Origin of the sequence: Phyllobacterium sp. UNC302MFCol5.2 (assembly GCF_000686005.1) — a bacterium.
Classification (GTDB): Bacteria; Pseudomonadota; Alphaproteobacteria; order Rhizobiales; family Rhizobiaceae; genus Phyllobacterium; species Phyllobacterium pellucidum.
Genome location: NZ_JMLL01000011.1, coordinates 370,737 through 392,004, shown reverse-complemented (window position 1 = coordinate 392,004; position 21,268 = coordinate 370,737). Strand labels below are relative to the sequence as shown.

Below are 21,268 nucleotides of genomic sequence, written 5' to 3'. Positions count from 1 at the left end.
GGCGATCAGAAATTCCGCTGGAAGCGGACGATGCCACCGAGGGCATCGTCGTTGACGAGTGTGCCGTCGCCCTGACGGAAGTCCTCGAACTTGGTGTAGTTGATTTCCGGCGTGATCGTGAAACCAGGTACAAGTTCGTAGGCAACATTGAGGGCAAAGGCGTAGGTCCCCTCAGATGCGTACGCACCCTGACCGTTGACCGTCGCCTTGTCGGAAAGCTTTGCAGCAAAACCGGCCCAGGCGGCCCAGTCGCCCTGCCACGGCGTCAGGAAGTTGCGTTCCTCGCGCGTGGAGTCGTAGTCGGACTGGTAGGCCCCCATGCCCCAGACCTTGAACGTATCGGTGATGTTAACATCGAGGCGCGCCTTGGCGGCAAAGGCCTCGACGTTGGAATCGTAGCCGACGATACCGGACAGCGTTCCCCAACCCTGCTCGTACTTGGCGCCGGCCATGACATGCGGCATGTAGTTGTCGATGACATAGTCGGGATAATCGTCGTGCACCGAGCCCTGTTCAGCGGCGACGATGGCCGAGAAACCGTCTGCCCCTGTGAACGTGTAGCTCACCTGGTTGCTCTGCCAGCTGTTGTAGTTGATCACGTCGTCATTGATGATATCGCCGGCATAGCCGTTCCAGGCGCCGAAGATTTCATCGGCAACGCCGACACGGAAGCCGCCGAGCTCGATGAACGCCTGCGGGAGGCTGGCGCCGTCATCCGAACCATCGGTAAAGTCGAAGCGCGACTGGATGTAGGAACGCAAAGTGCCGAGTTCGGTCTCGGAACGGGCGTCGAAGCGAACCTCGGCGCGCGTGTGCTTGGCCCAAGTGTCGAGCGGGCCGCCATTATAGACGTCGTCACCCCCCTGTGCGTCGTAGCGGACATAGCCGCTTACCTTGAGGCAGGTTTCCGTTCCCGGAATATAGAAGAAGCCCGTGCCATAAGCATCGCAAACCCGCACATATTCGACGGGTTCGGGTTCCGCCACGACAACCGCGTCGGCGGCGCGCGCTCCTGAAACTGCAACCAGCGCTGCAGCGGAACCAAGGAGGAAGCTCTTTATTCGCATTATCGGTTCTCCGATCAAGTTGATACCAAAGCTCGTGTCCCCGCAGCAGGGATATTCCTGTTCGTTCGATCACGCAAAATCGATCTGCAATCGAACCGCCGGTTCGGAAATCGCTGTGGCGGTTTTGACACGCGGGGTAATGACTTGGTTCCGTCGGGGCGCAATTGCCCAAACAATAGGGCTTTGCGTAACACGATAAAGAATTAGGCAAAATTAGACTTTAGTCTCTGAATTGGATGTCCCGGAGTGCATTAACGGCTAAATCCGCCTGGTTTTCATACATGTTCATTGTATATCGATGTATTAAGACGATCAGTCTTAACGAATTCAGGCTGATTCAACCGAGGGAAAAACTTTGCTGTTCCATGGTCTATCCGCATTTCCGATTACGCCTGCAGATGAGAGCGGGCAAGTTAACGTCGAATCGCTCTGCCGGCTGCTGGAGCGGCTGGAGCGCGCCGGCGTCGATTCGGTCGGCCTTCTCGGCAGCACCGGTTCCTACATGTATCTTTCGAGTGCTGAAAGACGCCGGACGATCGAGGCGGCGAGGGAATGTCTCGGCGGGCGGGTGCCCATCATCGTCAGCGCCGGCGCCTTGAGGACGGGCGACGCCGAGGATCTCGCGCGCGACGCCAAGCGTGCGGGTGCAGACGGCCTTCTTCTCGCCCCGGTCTCCTATACCCCGCTGACCGATGACGAAGTGCTTCAGCATTATAGTGGCGTCGCCGGCGCCACCGATCTTCCCCTGTGCGTCTACAACAATCCGGGCACCACGCATTTTACGATCAGCAATGCCCTGCTCGCACGCATGGCCGCGGTACCGAATATCGTGGCAGTGAAAAATCCCGCGCAGCCTTTACCGGAGATGCGAGCGGTGCACCAAGCGCTTGAGGCCCAACTCCCTGTCGGGTTTGCCATTGGCTATAGCGGCGACTGGAATGCGCCGGGGGCGCTGCTTGCCGGCGGGGCCGCGTGGTACAGCGTGGTTGCCGGGCTGCTGCCGGTACCATCGCTGAAACTGGCGCGTGCCGCAAAGGTCGGTAATGTCGCCGAGGTCGAGCGCATCGATGGCCTATTCGCGCCCCTCTTTGCCTTGTTCAAGGAGCTTTCGAGCTATCGGGTGGTTCATGCCGCGGCAAATGCCATGGGGCTTGCGACCACAAAGCCGCCGCTGCCCATCTTGCCGCTTTCCACCGCCGATCAGGACCGCATCATGACGGCAATCAGCGCATTGGATGCGGTTTGAGCCTTGTCCAGCGCTGATCCTGCGCTAAATAGCCGGTGATGGACCTTGCGCTGCAGGGCGTGGTAAAGAGCCGCGAAGGCGCAAGGGCCTAAAAGGCGTGCGCTCAGCTTAACGACCTGGATGAATTTGATGGCAAAACTCTATGCCAGCGGAGAAAATATCTTCGCCGTGGCCCCGATGATCGACTGGACCGATCGGCATTGCAGAATGCTGCATCGCCAGTTCACGCGCCGCGCGCTGCTCTATACCGAAATGGTCGTCGCTGATGCTGCCATCCACGGCAAGCGCGAAAAAATTCTTGGTTTTGATCCTGAAGAGCATCCTGTTGCGCTGCAGCTTGGCGGATCGGATCCGTCGAAGCTGGCGCAGGCGTCAGCGATCGGCGAGGCCATGGGATACAAGGAAATCAACCTCAATGTCGGTTGCCCGTCGGACCGCGTGCAGTCGGGTGCGTTCGGCGCCTGCCTGATGCAAACGCCCGATATCGTCGCGGCTTGCATCGACGCGATGAAACAGGCCGTTGCAATACCAGTAACCGTCAAGTGCCGGATCGGCGTCGATGACCAGGACACGCAAGCGGCGCTTGATGAGCTGACGGGTCGTGTCTTTGCGGCAGGGGCGGATGCCTTATGGGTGCATGCGCGCAAAGCCTGGCTCAAGGGCCTTTCGCCAAAGGAAAATCGCGAAATTCCACCGCTCGACTACGACCGCGTCTATCGCCTGAAGCAGGACAATCCTGCGAAATTCATTGGCATTAATGGCGGTATCCAGTCGCTCGCAGAAGCTGAACGGCACCTTCAGCACGTCGATGGTGTGATGGTCGGGCGCGCGGCCTATCAGGATCCGCTGTTTCTTCTCGATGTCGACCGCAGGATCTATGGCGAGCCAGTGGTTTCGCCGACGATCGAAGGCATCATCGAGCACATGTGCGCCTATTCCGATACGCGTATTGCCCGTGGTGGACGGCTCTCGCACGTCACACGGCACATGGTCGGTATGTTCCATGGCGCTCCCGGCGCGCGCCGGTGGCGTCAAATGCTTTCCACGGAGGCCAATCGCGTTGATGCCGACAGCTCGGTGATCCGCCGCGCCTATGCGGGCATCGGCGCCGCCGCCGAGGCGGCGTGACCGGGAGGAGGCGATCGCCGTCGTCATCGGGCTCTTTTCTCAGGACCCACTCGTCCTTCAGAATTCACCAGTGTACTTGCGGACGGCAGTGAGACTAATCCGAAAGTACCAGCCGGTCGCCGCGCATCGAAAAGCCGCTGAGTGAGTTGAGAAAGTTCATCCCGAGCAGGCTGCCGTCCATGCGGCCGTCCTGAATCACCATGGCGCGGACGTTGCGCCGCTCGATAGCGCCGATCTTGACCTCGTCCAGGGTGACGTTGGCGGCCTTCGCCATGCCGTTTGCGGTCAGCACGGACGTGGCATAGGCGAGCTTGTCAGGATCGAGGCCGGCACGGCGTGCATCCCCGGCCGAAAGGACGATGGAGGAAGCGCCGGTATCGACCATGAACGGCACCGTCGCGCCGTTGACCTCGCCGCGCACCTCGAAATGACCGCTTTCCGATTTCGCCAGCGTCACGGTGATCAAACCATCGGCATCACGGTTGGAGATCGGGCTGCCCGGAATAAGGCCGGCCGTGATGCGATGGCCGACATCCTGCAATTCATAGCGATATTGATAACCGGCAACGAGGGCGAGGATGATAACGATCCAGATTGCCATGCTGCGCAGGAAATGGCCGAGCCGGATACCTGAGCCGAGAAGCGCAGAGGCGAGCACGATGCCCCAGATGCCCATATAGGCAAAGCGGGCAAAATCGTCATTGGCCATGCCGAAAGTCGAGCCGGCGTCACTGTTGGCCATCAGAAGGAGCAAGGCTGCGCCGACCAGTGCAATGATAATCCAGAATAGCCGGCCCATGCTGGTCAGGCCTCCTCTTCGCGCTCGCGCGCCATGCGGCTGCGGCGGGTTTCGCGGCGGGGACGCCGCTCGACAGTTTCGAGGCGGGACGGCAGGACCGCCATGATCGCGCGCCGGGCTTCCGGCGAAAAGGTCGACCATGCCCCGATTTCCTCGCGCGTGCGACCGCAACCGAAGCAGTACCCGGTCTTCATGTCGATGGCGCAAACGAGGATGCACGGTGACTCGATGATGCTCATGTTTCAACAATTGGTATGATCAGAGGACAATGACAAGCCCAAGCAGCAGGGAAATAGAGACGAACTGCTGCAGGGCTCCCAGTGTATCGCCGGTCTGGCCGCCGATCTTTGCGCGGCAGAGAGCGGCAAAGCCGAAATACGCAAGGGTGGCCAAGGCGCCGGCGGCTATGACTGCGAGCACGCCGGCGGCAAAGCCATAGCCCACCGCAAGCACGACGCCACCTATGGCGAGGGCAGAATTGGCGGCATTTGTGGTCGGAACGCCAGCCTGGTCGGCAACGCCGCCAGGACGGGCGGAGGGCAGGATTTGCCAGAACTTTGCAAGTGCGGCGCGGCTCGCGGCCTCGGTTCCAATAAGAACGGCGAGCGCCTGCAAAGATCCGACTTCGCCGATGACCGTTGCAAGCAATGCAGTACGCAGGAGCACGCTGAAGATAAGGGCGAGGGTGCCATAGGAGCCGATTGCCGAATCCTTCATGATTTCCAGCCGGCGCTGCGGCGAGTTTCCGCCATAAAAGCCGTCGGCCACGTCGGCGAGGCCGTCTTCATGCAAAGCGCCTGTCGTCACGACCAAGACAGCGGTGACGAGCAGCGCGCTTGCAAAGTCCGACAGCGACCATGTCACCAACAACACAAGCGCCGCGGGCAGGGCGATGATCATCCCGGCGAGGGGAAAGCCGCGCACCGAACTTGCCAGCGCGCCGTCATAATCGCGGAACCAGCGCGACGAAACCGGCAGTCGCGACAGGAAAGCGAGCGCCCGCATCGTCTCGTTGAGCAAATCCATGCCGCACACCTCTCAATATGGAAGCCGCGACACTCTGTGGCGCGTGTTGACCTTTGCCTTTTTCGATCCAGCGCTTATAGGACGTGGACTTCTAATTTGCCATGAAGACTTGACCGCAAGGGACCATCATGACCACTGGCCTGCCGTTTGACGATTTTCGCACGCTTATCGAGACATTGCCCGGACCCGACGAAGCCGCCGTCGCGGCTGTGCGCAAGCGCGATGCGACGCTGACGAAACCGCCGGGCGCGCTGGGCCGCATGGAAGAGATCGTGGAGTGGCTCGCAGCATGGACCGGCCGTTCGCGCCCGCAGGTCACGCGTCCGCTGGTCGCGGTCTTTGCCGGTAATCATGGCGTCACCGCCAAGGGGGTTTCGCCATATCCGTCGTCGGTCACCGCACAGATGGTCGAGAATTTTGCCGCGGGCGGCGCCGCAATCAACCAGATTTGCATCGCCTACGATCTCGGCCTGAAGGTCTTCGACCTCGCACTCGAATATCCGACCGCGGACATCACCGAGGAAGCGGCGATGGATGAGAAGACCTGCGCGGCGACGATGGCGTTCGGCATGGAGTCGATTGCCGGCGGCACCGATCTTCTTTGCATCGGTGAGATGGGCATTGGCAATACGACCATTGCCGCCGCGATCTTCCACGGCCTCTATGGCGGCACGGCTGAAGAATGGGTCGGCCCGGGCACGGGCGCCGATGGTGAGGGCCTGCGTCGCAAGATCGAAGCTGTCCGCACGGCAGTTGCCTTGCATGCCTCACATCTCAAGGATCCGCTCGAACTCTTGCGCCGGCTCGGCGGGCGCGAGATTGCCGCCATGGTCGGCGCCATCCTCGCAGCGCGTGTCGAGAAAATCCCCGTTATCATCGACGGCTATGTCGCGACTGCCGCCGCTGCGATCCTCCACCGCGCCAATCCGCAGGCGATCGACCACTGCCTTTTCGGCCATGTCTCGGCGGAGCCGGGTCATCGCAAGGTTCTCGAACAACTCGGCAAGAAGCCGCTGCTCGACCTCGGGATGCGGCTCGGCGAAGGCACCGGCGCGGCGCTTGCCGCCGGCATCGTCAAGGCCGCAGCGCTTTGCCACTCCGGCATGGCGACCTTCGACCAGGCGGGCGTCAGCAACCGCGATTGACAAAAGGCCCGCGCAAGCGGGCCTTCGTTTTTAGAACTCCTTGCCGATCCTCGCGTCGAGCGAGTGACGGCTTGCGCCTCGAATGACAAAGAAAAACAGGATAGCCGTCCAGAGGATCGACTTTTCCGAGCCGCCCCAGCCCTGTCCCTGCACGATCCAGTGGTAGTAGATGGTGACGAGAAGAACGATCGTCGTTGCGAAGGCGGCGGGGCGCGTCAGTAGCCCGAGCACGAGCAGAATGCCCCCGAAAAATTCTGTGGCAGCGAGGAGAGGCGACCAGAAGACGCCGGGGTAGAAGCCGAGCCCCTCGACCATGCCGACTGCGCCGAGAGGATTGGCGATCTTGCCCGATCCATGGACGATAAGCGCCGCACCGGCGACGACACGCAGGATCGTCTCGGAAAGGTCACCGAGCGACTGGTAGATGCGGCCGAGCGCCGGGATGATGAGAGGGCGATCATTGCCGTTGGCGTTCATTGGTTACCCGTTGATTTCGTTGCGTTAACGCCAGCAATGCCGACGCGCTCACGCCAGGGCAAATGACAATAAATTGAAGTGGAGTGTTTTAAGAAGCTTTTCGGTGCAGGGCACCCCGGCGCCTGGCCTCGTCAGCAATGACACGGCTGCGCGGGAATGTTGCAAGCGCCTCAGTGCCCTCCCGCAGTTTCGAAAACAGGTGGAACTGGCCGTCATGCAGGTTGACGAGGGCCTGGACGATCGGAAGGCCGAGGCCGGTTCCCTGCTCGGCGTTCTTGATGGCGATCGAGCCCTGACCGAACGTCGAGAGGACGACGGGAATTTCCTCCGGCGGAATGCCCGGACCATTGTCGCGGATCGTCAGATATTGACCGCCGCCCGCTGTCCAGCCAACCTTGATGTGGACGCGCCCGCCGGTCGGGGTGAACTTGATCGCATTGGCCATGAGATTGAGCACGATCTGGCGGATCGAACGTTCGTCGGCCTTGATGCGCAGCATGCCCTTCTCGAACTGCGGAAGGATAGTGATATCCTTGTTGCGCGCCTTGAGCTTCATCATATGGATGCACTCATTGGCGATATCGGCGAGAAGCAAAGGCTCCTCGTTGATCGTGTACCGGCCAGCCTCGATGCGGCTCAGGTCGAGAATCTCGTTGATCAAATTGAGGAGATGCTCACCGGATGCATGAATGTCGCTTGCATATTCGCGGTAGGTGCCGTTCTCGATCGGCCCAAGCACTTCCTTGGCCATCACTTCGGAAAAACCGAGAATGGCGTTGAGCGGCGTGCGCAGTTCGTGGCTCATCGAGGCGAGGAAGCGTGATTTCGCAAGGTTGGCTTCTTCGGCGCGCCTGCGCCCTTCGTCGGACATGGCATTGGCTGTTTCAAGTTCAGCGATCAGCGCGTCCTTTTCCGCCTGGAGAGCCAGCGTTATGGCGACGGACTGGTTAAGCCGGAGCGCTACGAGGTAGAAGAAGATGAGGCCGGCAAACAGCATGACCACCATGATGGCCGATAGCGGACTGCCGAGTTGCTTGGCCGCAAGCAGCGTATAGGCGACGACAGGCAGCGTGAAGGCGGCTAGAATCGCGGCGCGCAAGGCGGAGGTAACGATGGCCGTAATCGCCATTGCGAGGATGATCACCACGGCCTTGACGACCGGATAGTAGCTGATGCCGCATGGCGCGCAATCGAGAACGGCGAAATAAGCCCAGCCGATGCTGGTCATGAAGTGACCGCCGAGAAAAATCATCTGCCATTTATGGACGTGGCGATTGGCGATGCCGCGCTTTGCCAGCCTGCGCGCCAGCAGGCCGAGAAGCATGTAAAGGCCCATGGTGACCAAGGCCCAGATGATGATGCTGCCGCCAAAACCCGAGAAGACGCCGACACCGGCGATCATGACGATCAGGAGCGGGAAGGTTGCCGTGTTCACGATCAGGGCGCGCGTGTGCATGAAGAGCAATTCGCGCTCGAGATGGTTGCCGCCAGCGCGTTCCATCAACTGGTCACGGGCGCCGCGCATGACAGCCGACAGGTCCTTGTTGCGCGGCAGCTTGCGCCGGTCAACAATGTTCTTGTCTGCTGAGATTGCGTCTAGCGATGCCATATGCCTCGTTCCAGATGGCCCAAATCTGCACTTGTCGGCAGCATTGCATCGCAACCCTATTCAGAAATGATTAATAGAGAATCAAACCCATTGCTGCGATTCGAATGATTGAAGCCAGGCACGAGCGCCAGATGCCCCACACTCTTGCGGTTTGACAATGAGCAACTATCACAGGTATCGCCGCCGATGGCCGCGGCCTGCTCAGGCGCAGCGCCCGCCTTGGCGCCGTGGGTTCGATTTCGCGCTGATGGTGGTCTTTTTTGCGCTTGTGGCACTGCTTGCGGCGCGGCTAAACGTGCGTCCGCCGGCAGAATCGCTTGCCGGCAGGGCCTATGTCATCGATGGTGACACGATCTCGATTGCCGGCAATCGCATCCGTCTCAAGGGGATCGACGCGCCGGAGCTTGCGCAGGCTTGCGGGAATGGGCAGGCTGCGACGGGCTGCGGGCATGCTTCGCGTAAGGCGCTGATAGGCTTTATTGGTGGACTGGACGTCCGCTGCGAGGCATCCGGGAAAGATAAATACGACCGGGCGCTCGCAACCTGTTATTCGGGTGACATCAATCTCAATCGCGCTATGGTCGAGGCTGGACAGGCAGTCGCCTATGGCGATTATCATGACGTTGAAGCGAAAGCGGTGCGGGCGAAGCGGGGTCTTTGGGCCATTGAATTCGAGACTCCGCAGGATTGGCGCAGGGAACATGAGGCGGCTGCCAACGAACAAGCGCCGAAATCCTTGCCAGGTCCCGTGGATCAGCTTTTTGACTGGCTCGGTCGGCTATTGGGAGGATTGTGGTGAAACTCTATGATGGAGGGCGAGCGCCCAACCCACGCCGATTGCGGATTTTCCTTGCCGAGAAGGGCATCGTGGTGCCGCTCGTGCCAATCGATATGGGAGCGATGGAGCACAAGTCCGCCAGGATCACAGCGCTCAATCCGCTGCAGCGCCTGCCGATCCTCGAACTCGATGACGGCACGATCCTGACCGAGTCAGTGGCGATTTCCCGCTATTTCGAGGAGATACACCCGGAGCCTCCGCTCTTCGGGGTCGGCGCACTTGGCAAGGCTATGGTGGAAATGTGGAACCGGCGCGTCGAGCTCTATCTCATGGCGGCGATCACCGCCGCCTTCCGCCACACCCACCCCGCCATGATCGAATGGGAGGTGCCACAGGTTCCCGCCTGGGGCGAAGCAAACCGGCCCAAGGCCTTGCAATATATGAAGACCATGGATGACCAACTTGGACAGAACGAGTTCATTGCCGGGAGCCGATTCTCCATTGCCGACATCACCTTGCTCGTTGCAACGGACTTCCTGAAGCCGGCCAAGTTGCAGATACCAGAGGAGTTGGAGCATTTGCGCCGTTGGCATGTTGCGGTATCCGGCCGGCCAAGCGCCAAGGCGTGACAATGTCCGCCGCAGACCTTGGCGCGCTTTCGGCCGAGATAAAGGCGTGCCGGATTTGCCGGGATGCTCCGCGCTACGGCCCGGCGCTGCCGCATGAGCCCAACCCGGTCTGCATTCTTTCATCCACGGCGCGCATTGCCATTTGCGGGCAGGCACCCGGCATTCGCGTGCACAATTCCGGAATCCCGTTCAATGACCCTTCGGGTGACCGGCTGCGCGAGTGGCTGGGTGTCGACCGGACGACCTTCTATGATCCCGACAAATTCGCCATCGTGCCCATGGGCTTTTGCTTTCCCGGCTATGATGCGCATGGCAGCGACCTGCCGCCAAGGCGCGAGTGCAGGGAAACCTGGCACGAGCGCGTTTTCCGCTCGATGCCGCAACTCGAACTGATCCTGACGATCGGCCAATATGCTCAGGCCTATCACCTTCGTGACCGGCGCCGGCGCGGCATGACGGCGACGGTTCTGAACTGGCAGGATTACTTCGTCGCAAGCACCAGTCCGGCAATTTTGCCGCTGCCGCATCCATCATGGCGCAATAGCGGGTGGCTGAAGAAAAACCCATGGTTCGCAGATAACGTTCTTCCGGCGCTGCGGGAGAAGGTCAGGATTCTAACTTAGTGAATATATGCACGAAATTTTTTTGAGAATTGCAAAGATTGGAATAATTTTCTTGTACGCTCGATGATTATCAGACCATAAAGTATCTCATTCCAGAGCATGAGCCAAAACCGAACGGTTTGTGCGCAAATTCAAACAATTACTGCGTTGTTTGTGCGGCCAGCGGGCAGCGCGCAGTAAGGGGAACACGCAATGGACAGACTCGACCGGAAGATCCTTCGCCTTTTGCAGGAAGACGCAACGCTCGCGGTGGCGGATGTCGCCAAGAAGGTGGGGCTTTCGACGACGCCGTGCTGGCGGCGCATCCAGAAGCTCGAGGAAGACGGCGTGATCCAGCGCCGCGTCGCCATCCTCGATCCCGTGCGCGTCAATACGCGGGTGACTGTTTTCGTCTCGATTCGGACCGGCTCGCACTCGAACGAGTGGCTGAAACGCTTTTCGGAGGTGGTGCAGGACTTCCCCGAAGTCGTTGAATTTTATCGCATGAGCGGCGACGTCGATTATCTCCTGCGCGTGGTCGTGCCGGATATTGCCGCCTATGACGCCGTTTATAAGCGCCTGATCACCAAGATCGACATTCGCGACGTTTCCTCGGCTTTCGCCATGGAGCAGATCAAATACACGACGGAATTGCCGCTCGACTATATGAGCATCGAGAAGGAGCCGGCCTGAGTTCAGGCCGGGTTCTCGCCTATTTCTCGAGCCGCGCCAGGAGCGATGACGTATCCCAGCGGCTGCCTCCGATTTCCTGCACGTCCTTGTAGAACTGGTCGACCAGCGCAGTAACCGGCAGCTTGGCCTTGTTGCGTTCGGCTTCCGCCAGGCAGATGCCAAGATCCTTGCGCATCCAGTCCACGGCGAAGCCGAAATCATACGTGCCGGCATTCATGGTCTTGTGGCGGTTTTCCATCTGCCAGGATCCGGCCGCGCCCTTGGAAATGACCTCGATCACCTTTTCGATGTCGAGACCGGCCTTCTTGCCGAAGTGAATTCCCTCGGCGAGGCCCTGGACGAGGCCGGCGATGCAGATTTGGTTGATCATCTTGGTGAGTTGCCCCGCACCGGCAGAACCCATGAGGCCGACCATCTTTGCAAATGATTCAATGACCGGCTTTGCCTGCTCGAAGGCGTCCGCTTCGCCGCCGACCATCACCGTCAGAGCACCGTTTTCCGCGCCTGCCTGTCCGCCCGAAACCGGCGCATCGAGAAAGTGGAAGCCTCGCTTGCGCGCTTCCGCATCGAGTTCACGGGCGACTTCAGCTGAGGCCGTCGTATTGTCGATAAAGATTGCGCCCTGCTTCATCCCATGAAAGGCGCCGTTTTCGCCGATTGTCACGGAGCGCAAATCGTCATCATTACCGACGCAGGAGAAGACGAAATCCTTGCCTTCTGCGGCTGCCGCAGGCGTCGGCGCGTGACTGCCGCCAAATGCGTCGGCCCATTTCTCCGCCTTCGCATTGTTGCGGTTGAAGACAGTAACATCATGGCCGCCGCGTGATTTCAGGTGACCGGCCATCGGGTAGCCCATGACGCCGAGGCCAATAAAAGCGACTGTTGCCATTGCGTAAATTCCTCTGTCAGATAGGTCGTTGTGTAAGTGTGCTTCGGGGGACGTTAGGACAATGCGGCGTATCATCAAAGGCCTATTGTGGATTGTCTTCTCGCTCATCCCCATAGCATTGCTTGCTTCAGTCCTCGCCTATGTCTGGTTTGCCCGCTCGGTTACGCCGGCCGCAGGCGAAGCGACACTTGCGGGCCTGTCAGCGCCCGTCAGCGTTACCCGCGACAGGAATGCCGTTCCGCACATAAGCGGCAGCTCGGTCGAGGATGTGCTGATGGCGCTCGGTTTCGTCCATGCCCAGGAGCGCATGTGGCAGATGGAAATGAACCGCATGGCGGGGCAGGGCCGGCTTTCCGAGATATTCGGCGACAAGACCATTTTCACTGATCGCTTCATCCGGTCGATTGGTCTTTACGAATCGGCTAAAAGCTCGGTCGCATCTCTGGACGCGGCGGATCGTGGCAAGATCGACGCCTATGTGCACGGAATCAATGCGTTTATCGATAGCGCGCCGCCGACGTTCGGCTCCAAATACTCACCGGAATTCGTAATCCTTGGTCACAAGCCGGAGAAATGGACGGCTGCGGACGTCATCGTAATCCTGAAGCTGATGTCGGTGTCGCTCGGCGCCAATATCGATGACGAAGTCCTGCGCCTGAAATTCGCCCGGCTCGGGATGAGCGATGCGGAGATCACCGATCTCGAGCCGCCGGTCGAGGGCGATACGCCGCCGCCGCTCCCGGATCTGCGGCAGATACTCGGCCTTCAAACCGGAACGTTGAAAGCCGGAGCATCGGAAGCCGAACGCCGCTACGCCGCGCTCAACGACGTCGTCTCCACTGGAGCATCGAACAACTGGGTCGTCGGCGGTGCACGCACCGAAACCGGCAAGCCGATTCTCGCCAATGATCCGCATCTTGGCTTGAGCGCGCCCGCCATCTGGTATCTCGCTCATCTGCAGGTGAAAGCGGGCGACGGCACGGTAAAGAACCTCGTCGGCGTTACATTGCCCGGCGCGCCGCTTGTCCTGCTTGGGCGCAATGACAAGCTGGCATGGGGTTTCACCAATGCCGGCGCCGACGTACAGGACCTCTTCGTTGAAAAGATCAATCCAGCCAATCCGGACGAGTATCAGACACCGCAGGGTTTTCAGGCCTTCGACAAGAAAAGGGTCGACATCAAGGTGAAGGGCGGAGAGAGCGTCAGCTTCGACCGTCTCGCGACGCGCCACGGCCCCGTCCTCCCCGCCGATTATCGCGGCCTCGACCATTACATGCCGGAAGGCACGGTCGCGGCCCTGTCATGGACCGCGCTATCGGGCGACGACAAGACGATCGCGGCGGGCTTCAAGCTGTGGGATTTTGCAACGGTCAGCGACTTCCAGAATGGCATGCAGGATTTCATCACACCGATGCAATCGATCGTTATCGCCGATGTCGACGGCAATATCGGGATGATTGCGCCCGGAAGGGTGCCGGTGCGCGATCCCGCCAACCAGATCATGGGGCGAACTCCATCGCCGGGCTGGGATGCTACCTACGATTGGAAGGGCTTCATTCCCTATGGCGAACTGCCACGCATCGACAGTCCAGCCGATAATGTGCTCGCCACCGCCAACACCAAGATCGTCGATTCGAGCTATCCGCATTTCCTCACCTTCGACTGGGATGAGCCCTGGCGGCTCAATCGCATCAAGACCCTGGTGTATGGCGCAGACGGACAAACGCTGGAGAGCAATCGCAAGGTGCAGGGCGACGCCCGCAGCGATGGCTTTGCAGTGCTCCTGCCGGTGATGCTAAAGGCCCTGGAAGGCCGCAGCGACGTTGATCAGGATGCTTTGGCAAGGCTCAAGGGTTGGGACTTCGTCGAGGATCGCGCCAAAATAGAACCGTTGCTCTTCAATGCCTGGCTGCGCATTGCGATCAAGCGGATTCTCGAGGACGATCTCGGCGATGCGCTGCCCTCCTATTGGCAGGCCCATGTCACCGCCATGCTGCGCTGGCTTGGACCAGGGGCGGCACGCGACTGGTGCGATGACCGGCGGACCCCGGAGAAGGAAAGCTGCGGCGATATTCTGGCGCTGTCGCTCAAGGATGCGCTCAAGGATCTCGAAACGCGGCTTGGATCGGATCGCAGGGCGTGGACCTATGGCGCGCTGCATTATGCCTATGGGGCGCATCGGCCGTTTTCGCAGGTCAGCCCGCTCGACCGGATATTCAATGTGACCGTCCCAGCTTCCGGCGGGGCCTTCACGCTCGACCGCGGCAAGTCTGCCTACACCGACGAGAGCAATCCCTACCGGGTGACCCACGGCACGAGTTACCGTGGATTGTTCGATCTAGCCGATCTTGACCGCTCGACGTACATCCAGACGACAGGTCAGTCGGGTAACGTGTTCTCGTCAAACTATCGCGACTTTGCCGAGACATGGGCAAACACCGGAGGAATTACCATCCCGACCGACGAGACCGCCTATCAGGATGGTTTGCTGGGTGTTTGGAGCCTGAAGCCGGGGAAGTGAGAACGGTTCAAGTCAGAGGCGTCATCACGGACTTCTGATAGGCCGGGCGCTGTTTCAGCCGTTCATACCAGGCGGCAAGGTTGGGATGGTCGGGCCTTTCGATCGGCATTTCGAACCAGGCATAGGCAACGCAACCGAGCGGAATATCGCCGACGCCGAGCGTCTCGCCTGACAGGTAGGGGCTGCGCGCCAGCGCTGCGTCGACAATGGCGAAGAGCCGTGAGCACTCTTCAACGCCCTTGGCTTTTGCCGCGTGATCCTGTTCCTCGGGCCGCAGGCGAACCGTGTTCCAGAAAACGGGCCGGAATGGTCCGGCCAGCGTCGATATCTGCCAGTCCATCCAGCGCTCGGCAAGCGCCCTTGCCGCTGGATCGGCCGTTAAGAGCGACGATTGACCGTACTTGGCGGCAAGATAGCGCACGATGCTATTGCTTTCCCAAAGCACGAGGTCGTCATCCTCAAGCGTCGGCACGAGGCTGTTGGGGTTCTTGGCCCGATACTCGGGATCGGCGACGATTCCATAGGCGCCGCCGGCGGGGATGTTCTCATAGGCGACGCCGACTTCTTCGGCGGCCCATAGCGCTTTCTTGACATTGGTCGAATTGATGCGACCCCAAATCTTCAACATGGCCGGAAATCACTTCTGCACGGGAGTTTATCGGATGAGATGGCGCGTGATGCGTCGCTCCATCCAATCCCATACGTGGCGCAGGATTTCCACCAAAATAAGATAGATGATGGCTGCCCAGAGATAGGCCTGAAAGTCGAAGGTGCGGGAATAGGCAAGGCGGGTATAGCCCATCAGGTCGTAGACCGTGATCAGCGCGACGATAGCCGAGCCCTTGATCATCAGGATCACTTCATTGCCATAGGGACGCAAGGCGACGATCAGTGCTTGCGGCAGGATCACCTTGCGGAAGGTGACGAACTTCGAGACGCCGAGTGATGCGGCACCTTCCCATTGGCCAAGTGGGACACTTCTGATGGCGCCGCGCAGGATTTCCGCCTGGTAGGCCGCAGTGTTCAGCGAGAATGCGAGCAAGGCGCAGTACCAGGCCTCACGCAGGAAGACCCAGAGGCCGATCGCCTCCAGAAACGGCTTGAATGAACCGAGGCCATAATAGATCAGGAACACCTGCGCGATCAGCGGTGTGCCGCGGAAAAAGTAGACATAGGCATAGGCTATCGACGCGATGATGCGGTTTTTGCTCAACCGGCCAAGGACGACCGGTACCGACAGAATCGCGCCAAGGATGATCGACGCCGTGACAAGGCCGATCGTTGTTTTTAGACCGGCCCAGTAGCTCGGCGCATATTTCCCGATGACCTCCGGATCCCAGGCCGTATAGAGGTAAAATACAAGGCCGAGGATCAGTGCGGCCCACAGCGCCACCAGCCCGTTACCGATGATGCGTGGTTTCGTCCAGCGCCGGGGTGGGGCAGGCGGGCGCATCGTTGTCGGCGCCGGCGCGTTGATAAAGGTCTGGGTCATCGCTTCACCCCGCTCTTGGCAGCCCAGCGCTCAATGCCGTCGATGAAGAAGGAAGAGACGACGGCGAGGACAAGATAGATCATGCAGGCCGTGCCGAAGAACAGGAAAGCATGCTTGGTTACCCGAGCCGCAACGCCGGTCTGGCGCAATATGTCTGCAAGGCCGATGGCGGAAACGAGCGCTGTATCCTTGAGAAGGATCATCCAGAGGTTGGCAAGGCCAGGCAGCGCGATACGGATCAACTGCGGCAGGATGACCTTGCGCATCGTCTGGCCGTTTGAAAGGCCGATGGCATAGCCGCCCTCATATTGGCCTTTCGGGATTGCCCGAAACGACGAGAGGAACACCTCACTGGCATAGGAAGAAAACACCACGCCAAGCGCGAACATGCCGGCGATAAACGAATTGATTTCAACGGTACCGGTATAGCCGACAAGCACCGCGAGTTTCTGGATACCGATCTGCGCACCGAAATAGACGACGAACAGCGTGAGCAGTTCGGGCAGGCCGCGGAATATTGTCGTGTACATGTTGGAGGCAAGCCTGACCGACGGTTCGGGCGATTGCTTGCCAAGGGCAACAAAGAAACCGATCACCAGCCCCACGGGCAGTGTCGCCAGCGCCAAACTTACCGTCACGAGGACACCGCTGGCAATGCTCGGGCCCCATCCGCCCTCGCCAAAACCGAGTAATGCTATTGAGCCTTCCATAGGCGACTTTCTTTTTCGCGGGCAATTCCCCAAGGCCCTTTAGTCCGGCCTGCCCGTCATTCTTGGAAGATCGGCGAATGGCGGCTGACCGCCATTCACCCTTTTAGGTCAGATCAAACGGCTCAGTTCTCGCCGCCGTAGACGTCGATCTTGAAGTACTTGTCGTTGATTTCTTTGTACTTGCCATTCGCGCGAATGGCTGCGATCGCGGCAGTGAACTTGTCGGCGAGGGCGGTGTTGCCCTTCTTGACGGTTACGCCGGCACCTGGGCCGTGGATCGCCGGGTCAGGCGTGACCGTGCCAAGGAGCTTGCAGCATGCGCCTGCATCGCTATCGAGCCACTGGCCGAGAACGACCACGTCATCCATAACCGCATCGACGCGGCCGTTGGAAATGTCGAGCTTGTACTCATCGGCAGTCGGATACATCTTCACTTCCGAACCGGCATATTTGGACTGCGCATAGTTCGAATGGCTGGTCGAAGCCTGAACGCCGAGCGTCTTGCCCTTCAGTGCTTCCGGAGTGATGTCCTTGACATCGGAATCCTTCGGAACTGCAATGCCGGGGGGCGTGTTGTAGTACTTCTTGGAGAAATCTACCTTCTGAAGGCGTTCGGGCGTGATCGACATGGACGCGATGATCGCGTCGAACTTGCCGGCCTGCAGAGCCGGGATCATGCCGTCCCAATCCTGTGATACCCAGGTGCACTGCGCCTTCATCTCTTCGCACAGCGCATTGCCGATATCGATGTCGAAGCCTACGAGCTTGCCATCTGGGGTGAGGTTGTTGAAGGGCGGATAAGCGCCTTCGGAAGCAATCGTCAGTTTCAGGGCGTCCTCTGCGTGGGCCGCACCCATTGTGAAAGCAATGGCTGCAGCGGAAAACGCAAGTGCCAGACGCTTGGTGATACGCATATATTTGAACCTCTCTATTATGGCCCGGCTGTTCCCCTGTTTCTTTTTGAACAGCCTTCCGGGCAAGTCGCAGCTGTTACTGCTCCTGGCGCGATATTCCCACTAGTTTTTGAAGAATTGCAACCGGGAATCGTTCGCTGGCGCGCAAATCCGGCGAGCTCAATCGCATTAAAATTGGCATCTGATACTTTTGTTGCGCGCGTTTCGGTTGAAACGGCATTTTCTAACTCGGATCGCGCGAAAGTTGCATTTCACGTTCGATCATATCGGCAAGGCCGGCAATGTCATCGAGATCAAAAACGGGGATCGTCTCGCCGCTGATCGCATGATCGCTGGCAATTGCGACGATGGTCGGGTCGTCGGTCGACAAGGGATCCGTCGATCGGGCATCCAGCCTTCTCGCTTCGATTTTCTTGTGGTGCTCACGCTTGTACCCTTCAACAAGGACGAGATCGCAGGGGGCGAAGCGGGCGATGATTTCAGCGAGGGTGGGTTCCGCTTCTTCCGACAATTCATGCATCAGCGCCCAGCGCCGGTCGGAAACGATGGCGACCTCTCCGGCGCCCGCTTTCCGGTGGCGCCATGAGTCGGTGCCCTCCTTGTCGATATCGAAATCATGGTGAGCATGTTTTACCGTCGACACTTTCCAGCCGCGCCTGGCAAGTTCGCTGACAAGCTTGACCGCCAACGTCGTCTTGCCGGAATTCTTCCAGCCGGTAATGCCGAAAATGCGGTGATCGCTAGGGTTCATTCCGCTGTCTTCCAATGCTGTCGCGCAGCCGCGATATCTGCTGGCGTATTGATATTGAAGAACGGGTCGAATGGATCGCCTGTCCGCGCCCTGACGAGCGGAAATTCCACAACCCGGTGCGGATGCCTTTGCAGCCAAGCGGTAACCCTGCGATTGGCAGGATCGTCGAGCCAGTGCTTCAGATCGGATCGCAGCGACACCGGCCAAAGGCCAAAGGTAGGGTGAACCCGGCCGCCCGAGGCTGCAATGCCTATGTGGCGGTCTGCATCAAGGATCGTCTGACTGATCCTGGCCAAAAGCTCATCGGGGAAGAAGGGCGTATCGGTGGCGACGGAAAGAATGTGCGAGAACGGGCGCGGCTGTGCTGCCGCCCATTCCATGCCCGCATGGATGCCGGCGAGAGGGCCGGCGAACCCGTGAATGTCGTCGGCAATCACCGGAACATTGAGGTCGGCGAAGCCCGCGGTATCGGCGTTGCTGTTGAGGGCGATCGTTTCGACCTGGCGCGACAAGCGCTCGTGAACATGGTCGATGAGCCGGCGATCGCCGAACGGCAGCATGGCCTTATCCCGGCCATTCATGCGGCGCGACTGGCCCCCGGCGAGAATGATGCCTGCAATGCGCACCGCTAAACTCCATCTGGCGATGTTCTTGCCGCAGCCGCCGCAATTTCGACTGGTTTCATTCGGCCGACGATCTGCTCACGGTAGAGCGTATAGAGTCCGCTGCCAATGACAATGAGCGAGCCGACAATCATCGGGACATCGGGCAGGTCGTCAAAGAACAGGAAGCCGAGGAGGATCGCCCAGAGCAGGCTGGTATATCGAAACGGGGCGATGAACGAGATCTCGCCTTCACGCATGGCGAGGATGAGAAAATGATAGGCGACGATGACACAGCAGGCCGCAAGCGTCAGCAGCATCGTATTCATCAATGACATCGGCTTCCAGCCGCCGAGCGGCCCGATCATGGCAACGCCAGCAAGCGATACGCCGATGGATGTCAGCGCCGAAATCATGAGCACCGGGATGGTCTTCGGCACCTTGCGCGTGGCAAGGTCGCGCAGCGCCGCGAAAATGACGGTGACGACGATGAGCAGGATATAGGGGCTGACGCCTTCGCCGCCTGGACGCACAATGATCAGCACCCCACAGAAACCGACAGCGATGGCGACCCAGCGGCGCCAGCCCACTGGCTCGCCGAAGAAAATCGCCGCGCCCATGGTAACGGCAAGCGGCAGCGCCTGCAGGATTGCGGAGGTCAGCGCCAGCGGAACATGAACAAGCGCGACGAGGAAGCTCACGGTTCCAACGACTTCGCCGATCACCCTGACAATGGTCATCCTGTGCAGCGCCTCGCGGAGCGAAATGAGCATGCCCTTGTGCCATGCGAGCGCCAGGATGAGCACGGTGGCGATCGAGCCGCGCACCAGCATGACCTGGCCCATATTCATATGTTCGCCGACATATTTCACCGTCGCGTCGTTGAAGGTGAAGCTGGCCATGCCGATGGCCATGTAAATCGCGCCGCGCAGATTGGGAGATAATGCCAAGACTTCTATCCGAAATTAAAGCGATCCTCCTCCAGAATCGCAAGGATTGATATATCAGCCTATATCAATCCGCGCATTCGGAATTATCAGCCGCCGGTAACGCTCATATGGCGGGAGACAGCAGGGCGGTTGTGGCGGCGATCGATGATGAAGTCGTGGCCCTTGGGCTTGCGGCCGATGGCCTCGTCAATGACATCGTTGAGAAGGTCGTTGCCTTCGGATGCCCGCAGCGGCGCACGCAAATCTGCCGCATCTTCCTGCCCGAGGCACATATAGAGCGTGCCGGTACAGGTGAGGCGGACACGATTGCAGCTCTCGCAGAAGTTGTGGGTCATCGGCGTGATGAAGCCTATGCGGCCGCCGGTTTCCTCGACCTGCGCATAGCGCGCCGGACCGCCGGTCCTGTAGGCGATGTCATGCAGCGTGAATTCTTCGGCAAGTTTCGAACGCACCAGCGACAGTGGCAGATATTGGTCCGTTCGGTCGAGATCGATCTCGCCCATAGGCATCGTCTCGATCAATGTCAGATCCATGCCGCGGCCATGGGCCCAGCGGATCATCTCAGGTATTTCGTGATCGTTGAAACCTTTGAGTGCAACCGCGTTCAGCTTGATTTTGATGCCGGCAGCCTGTGCCGCATCGATACCCTCCATGACGCGGCCCAAATCGCCCCAGCGGGTGATTTGACGAAACTTGTCCGGATGGAGTGTATCGAGCGATACGTTGATGCGCCTGACGCCGTGATCGGCGAGCTCGGCGGCAAAGCGCGCCAGCTGCGAGCCGTTCGTCGTCAAGGTCAATTCTTCGAGCGCGCCGGAGCGAAGGTGGCGCGACAGTTCGCCGATCAAATGCATGATGTTCTTGCGGACAAGCGGCTCGCCGCCGGTCAGCCGCAGCTTCCTGACGCCACGCTCGATGAAGGCCGTGCACAAGCGATCGAGTTCCTCGAGCGTCAGCAGATCCCGCTTCGGCAGGAATGTCATGTGCTCGGACATGCAATAAGTGCAGCGAAAATCGCAGCGGTCCGTCACCGAAACCCGCAAATAGCTGATCGTTCGACCGAATGGGTCGACCATTGGTGCCTGAATGCCGGGTCTTTCGAGCAGTGATACGTGATCCACGAGCTTCCTCCTGAAGGAGAGATAAGGTGCGGCCGCTTGCTTGTCCAGTCATCGCCTCTAGCATGCTGTTTCAAGGAAAACTATACGCCGACTTGCAGGCCGCCTTGCGCATGCTACAC

At 59.7% G+C, this 21,268-nt stretch carries 23 protein-coding genes; 8 read left to right on the top strand and 15 right to left on the bottom strand.

The window, feature by feature from the left end; all coding sequences use genetic code 11:
* Positions 1 to 5: 5 nt before the first annotated feature.
* Entirely contained in the window at positions 6 to 1,067 is a 1,062-nt protein-coding gene (locus BR48_RS0113205; RefSeq protein ID WP_027231726.1) for a porin, read from the bottom strand.
* A 355-nt stretch (positions 1,068 to 1,422) separates the two neighbouring features.
* On the opposite strand from BR48_RS0113205, the gene BR48_RS0113200 reads away from it, so the two are divergent.
* Positions 1,423 to 2,313 (top strand): dihydrodipicolinate synthase family protein, encoded by an 891-nt coding sequence (locus BR48_RS0113200; protein ID WP_036814392.1) that lies wholly within the window; start codon positions 1,423 to 1,425, stop codon positions 2,311 to 2,313.
* 129 nt (positions 2,314 to 2,442) lie between these two features.
* The gene (gene dusA, locus BR48_RS0113195) at positions 2,443 to 3,441 is read left to right on the top strand and encodes a tRNA dihydrouridine(20/20a) synthase DusA (RefSeq protein WP_027231724.1); all 999 of its coding nucleotides are present in this window, start codon (positions 2,443 to 2,445) and stop codon (positions 3,439 to 3,441) included.
* A gap of 94 nt (positions 3,442 to 3,535) precedes the next feature.
* On the opposite strand, the gene BR48_RS0113190 is transcribed toward dusA, so the two are convergent.
* From BR48_RS0113190 to BR48_RS0113180, 3 genes are read right to left on the bottom strand one after another with little or no spacing between them, the layout of a single operon-like run.
* Positions 3,536 to 4,240, bottom strand: a complete 705-nt coding sequence (locus tag BR48_RS0113190) for a TIGR02281 family clan AA aspartic protease (RefSeq protein ID WP_027231723.1) — start codon at positions 4,238 to 4,240, stop codon at positions 3,536 to 3,538.
* A gap of 5 nt (positions 4,241 to 4,245) precedes the next feature.
* Positions 4,246 to 4,479 carry a DUF1289 domain-containing protein gene (locus BR48_RS0113185; RefSeq protein WP_027231722.1) on the bottom strand — a complete coding sequence of 78 codons (234 nt, stop codon included), beginning with the start codon at positions 4,477 to 4,479 and terminating at the stop codon, positions 4,246 to 4,248.
* 19 nt (positions 4,480 to 4,498) lie between these two features.
* Positions 4,499 to 5,266, bottom strand: a complete 768-nt coding sequence (locus BR48_RS0113180; RefSeq protein ID WP_027231721.1) for an adenosylcobinamide-GDP ribazoletransferase — start codon at positions 5,264 to 5,266, stop codon at positions 4,499 to 4,501.
* A 125-nt stretch (positions 5,267 to 5,391) separates the two neighbouring features.
* Between BR48_RS0113180 and cobT the strand changes: the two genes are divergently transcribed.
* Positions 5,392 to 6,411, top strand: a complete 1,020-nt coding sequence (gene cobT, locus BR48_RS0113175; RefSeq protein WP_027231720.1) for a nicotinate-nucleotide--dimethylbenzimidazole phosphoribosyltransferase — start codon at positions 5,392 to 5,394, stop codon at positions 6,409 to 6,411.
* A gap of 30 nt (positions 6,412 to 6,441) precedes the next feature.
* On the opposite strand, the gene BR48_RS0113170 is transcribed toward cobT, so the two are convergent.
* Positions 6,442 to 6,888: a DoxX family protein gene (locus tag BR48_RS0113170; RefSeq protein WP_027231719.1), complete on the bottom strand. Its 447-nt coding sequence runs from the start codon at positions 6,886 to 6,888 to the stop codon at positions 6,442 to 6,444.
* A gap of 88 nt (positions 6,889 to 6,976) precedes the next feature.
* Complete coding sequence (locus BR48_RS0113165) at positions 6,977 to 8,497, bottom strand: HAMP domain-containing sensor histidine kinase (RefSeq protein WP_027231718.1); 1,521 nt, start codon at positions 8,495 to 8,497, stop codon at positions 6,977 to 6,979.
* Between the two features lie 247 nt (positions 8,498 to 8,744).
* Between BR48_RS0113165 and BR48_RS0113160 the strand changes: the two genes are divergently transcribed.
* The 4 genes from BR48_RS0113160 to BR48_RS0113145 all read left to right on the top strand — a co-directional run bounded on the left by BR48_RS0113160 (position 8,745) and on the right by BR48_RS0113145 (position 11,199).
* Positions 8,745 to 9,296 (top strand): thermonuclease family protein, encoded by a 552-nt coding sequence (locus BR48_RS0113160; protein WP_197030358.1) that lies wholly within the window; start codon positions 8,745 to 8,747, stop codon positions 9,294 to 9,296.
* Complete coding sequence (locus BR48_RS0113155) at positions 9,293 to 9,904, top strand: glutathione S-transferase (protein WP_027231716.1); 612 nt, start codon at positions 9,293 to 9,295, stop codon at positions 9,902 to 9,904. The genes BR48_RS0113160 and BR48_RS0113155 overlap by 4 nt, the downstream gene beginning before the upstream one ends.
* Positions 9,905 to 9,906: 2 nt before the next feature.
* Positions 9,907 to 10,527, top strand: coding sequence for a uracil-DNA glycosylase family protein (locus BR48_RS0113150; RefSeq protein WP_027231715.1), 621 nt, complete (start codon positions 9,907 to 9,909; stop codon positions 10,525 to 10,527).
* Positions 10,528 to 10,719: 192 nt separating this feature from the next.
* The gene (locus tag BR48_RS0113145) at positions 10,720 to 11,199 is read left to right on the top strand and encodes an Lrp/AsnC family transcriptional regulator (protein WP_027231714.1); all 480 of its coding nucleotides are present in this window, start codon (positions 10,720 to 10,722) and stop codon (positions 11,197 to 11,199) included.
* Positions 11,200 to 11,218: 19 nt separating this feature from the next.
* On the opposite strand, the gene BR48_RS0113140 is transcribed toward BR48_RS0113145, so the two are convergent.
* A complete protein-coding gene (locus BR48_RS0113140; protein ID WP_027231713.1) occupies positions 11,219 to 12,088 on the bottom strand; it encodes an NAD(P)-dependent oxidoreductase in 870 nt (289 codons plus the stop codon).
* Positions 12,089 to 12,149: 61 nt separating this feature from the next.
* Here BR48_RS0113140 and BR48_RS24575 point away from each other — a divergent pair, with 61 nt between their 5' ends.
* Entirely contained in the window at positions 12,150 to 14,609 is a 2,460-nt protein-coding gene (locus BR48_RS24575) for a penicillin acylase family protein (RefSeq protein ID WP_036814386.1), read from the top strand.
* A 7-nt stretch (positions 14,610 to 14,616) separates the two neighbouring features.
* On the opposite strand, the gene BR48_RS0113130 is transcribed toward BR48_RS24575, so the two are convergent.
* The 8 genes from BR48_RS0113130 to moaA all read right to left on the bottom strand — a co-directional run bounded on the left by BR48_RS0113130 (position 14,617) and on the right by moaA (position 21,104).
* Positions 14,617 to 15,237, bottom strand: coding sequence for a glutathione S-transferase (locus BR48_RS0113130; RefSeq protein WP_027231712.1), 621 nt, complete (start codon positions 15,235 to 15,237; stop codon positions 14,617 to 14,619).
* Between the two features lie 27 nt (positions 15,238 to 15,264).
* Entirely contained in the window at positions 15,265 to 16,101 is an 837-nt protein-coding gene (locus BR48_RS0113125) for an ABC transporter permease (protein WP_027231711.1), read from the bottom strand.
* Positions 16,098 to 16,811, bottom strand: a complete 714-nt coding sequence (locus BR48_RS0113120; RefSeq protein ID WP_027231710.1) for an ABC transporter permease — start codon at positions 16,809 to 16,811, stop codon at positions 16,098 to 16,100. The genes BR48_RS0113125 and BR48_RS0113120 overlap by 4 nt, the downstream gene beginning before the upstream one ends.
* A 122-nt stretch (positions 16,812 to 16,933) precedes the next feature.
* The gene (locus BR48_RS0113115) at positions 16,934 to 17,725 is read right to left on the bottom strand and encodes a transporter substrate-binding domain-containing protein (RefSeq protein ID WP_027231709.1); all 792 of its coding nucleotides are present in this window, start codon (positions 17,723 to 17,725) and stop codon (positions 16,934 to 16,936) included.
* Between the two features lie 223 nt (positions 17,726 to 17,948).
* Positions 17,949 to 18,476, bottom strand: coding sequence for a molybdopterin-guanine dinucleotide biosynthesis protein B (gene mobB, locus BR48_RS0113110; protein ID WP_027231708.1), 528 nt, complete (start codon positions 18,474 to 18,476; stop codon positions 17,949 to 17,951).
* On the bottom strand, positions 18,473 to 19,102 hold the full coding sequence (mobA, locus tag BR48_RS0113105) for a molybdenum cofactor guanylyltransferase MobA (protein WP_036814375.1): 630 nt from the start codon (positions 19,100 to 19,102) through the stop codon (positions 18,473 to 18,475). Before mobA ends, mobB begins: the two co-directional genes overlap by 4 nt.
* Positions 19,103 to 19,104: 2 nt before the next feature.
* Positions 19,105 to 20,028, bottom strand: coding sequence for a DMT family transporter (locus BR48_RS0113100; protein WP_027231706.1), 924 nt, complete (start codon positions 20,026 to 20,028; stop codon positions 19,105 to 19,107).
* An 86-nt stretch (positions 20,029 to 20,114) separates the two neighbouring features.
* The gene (gene moaA, locus BR48_RS0113095) at positions 20,115 to 21,104 is read right to left on the bottom strand and encodes a GTP 3',8-cyclase MoaA (protein WP_027231705.1); all 990 of its coding nucleotides are present in this window, start codon (positions 21,102 to 21,104) and stop codon (positions 20,115 to 20,117) included.
* Positions 21,105 to 21,268 lie beyond the last annotated feature (164 nt).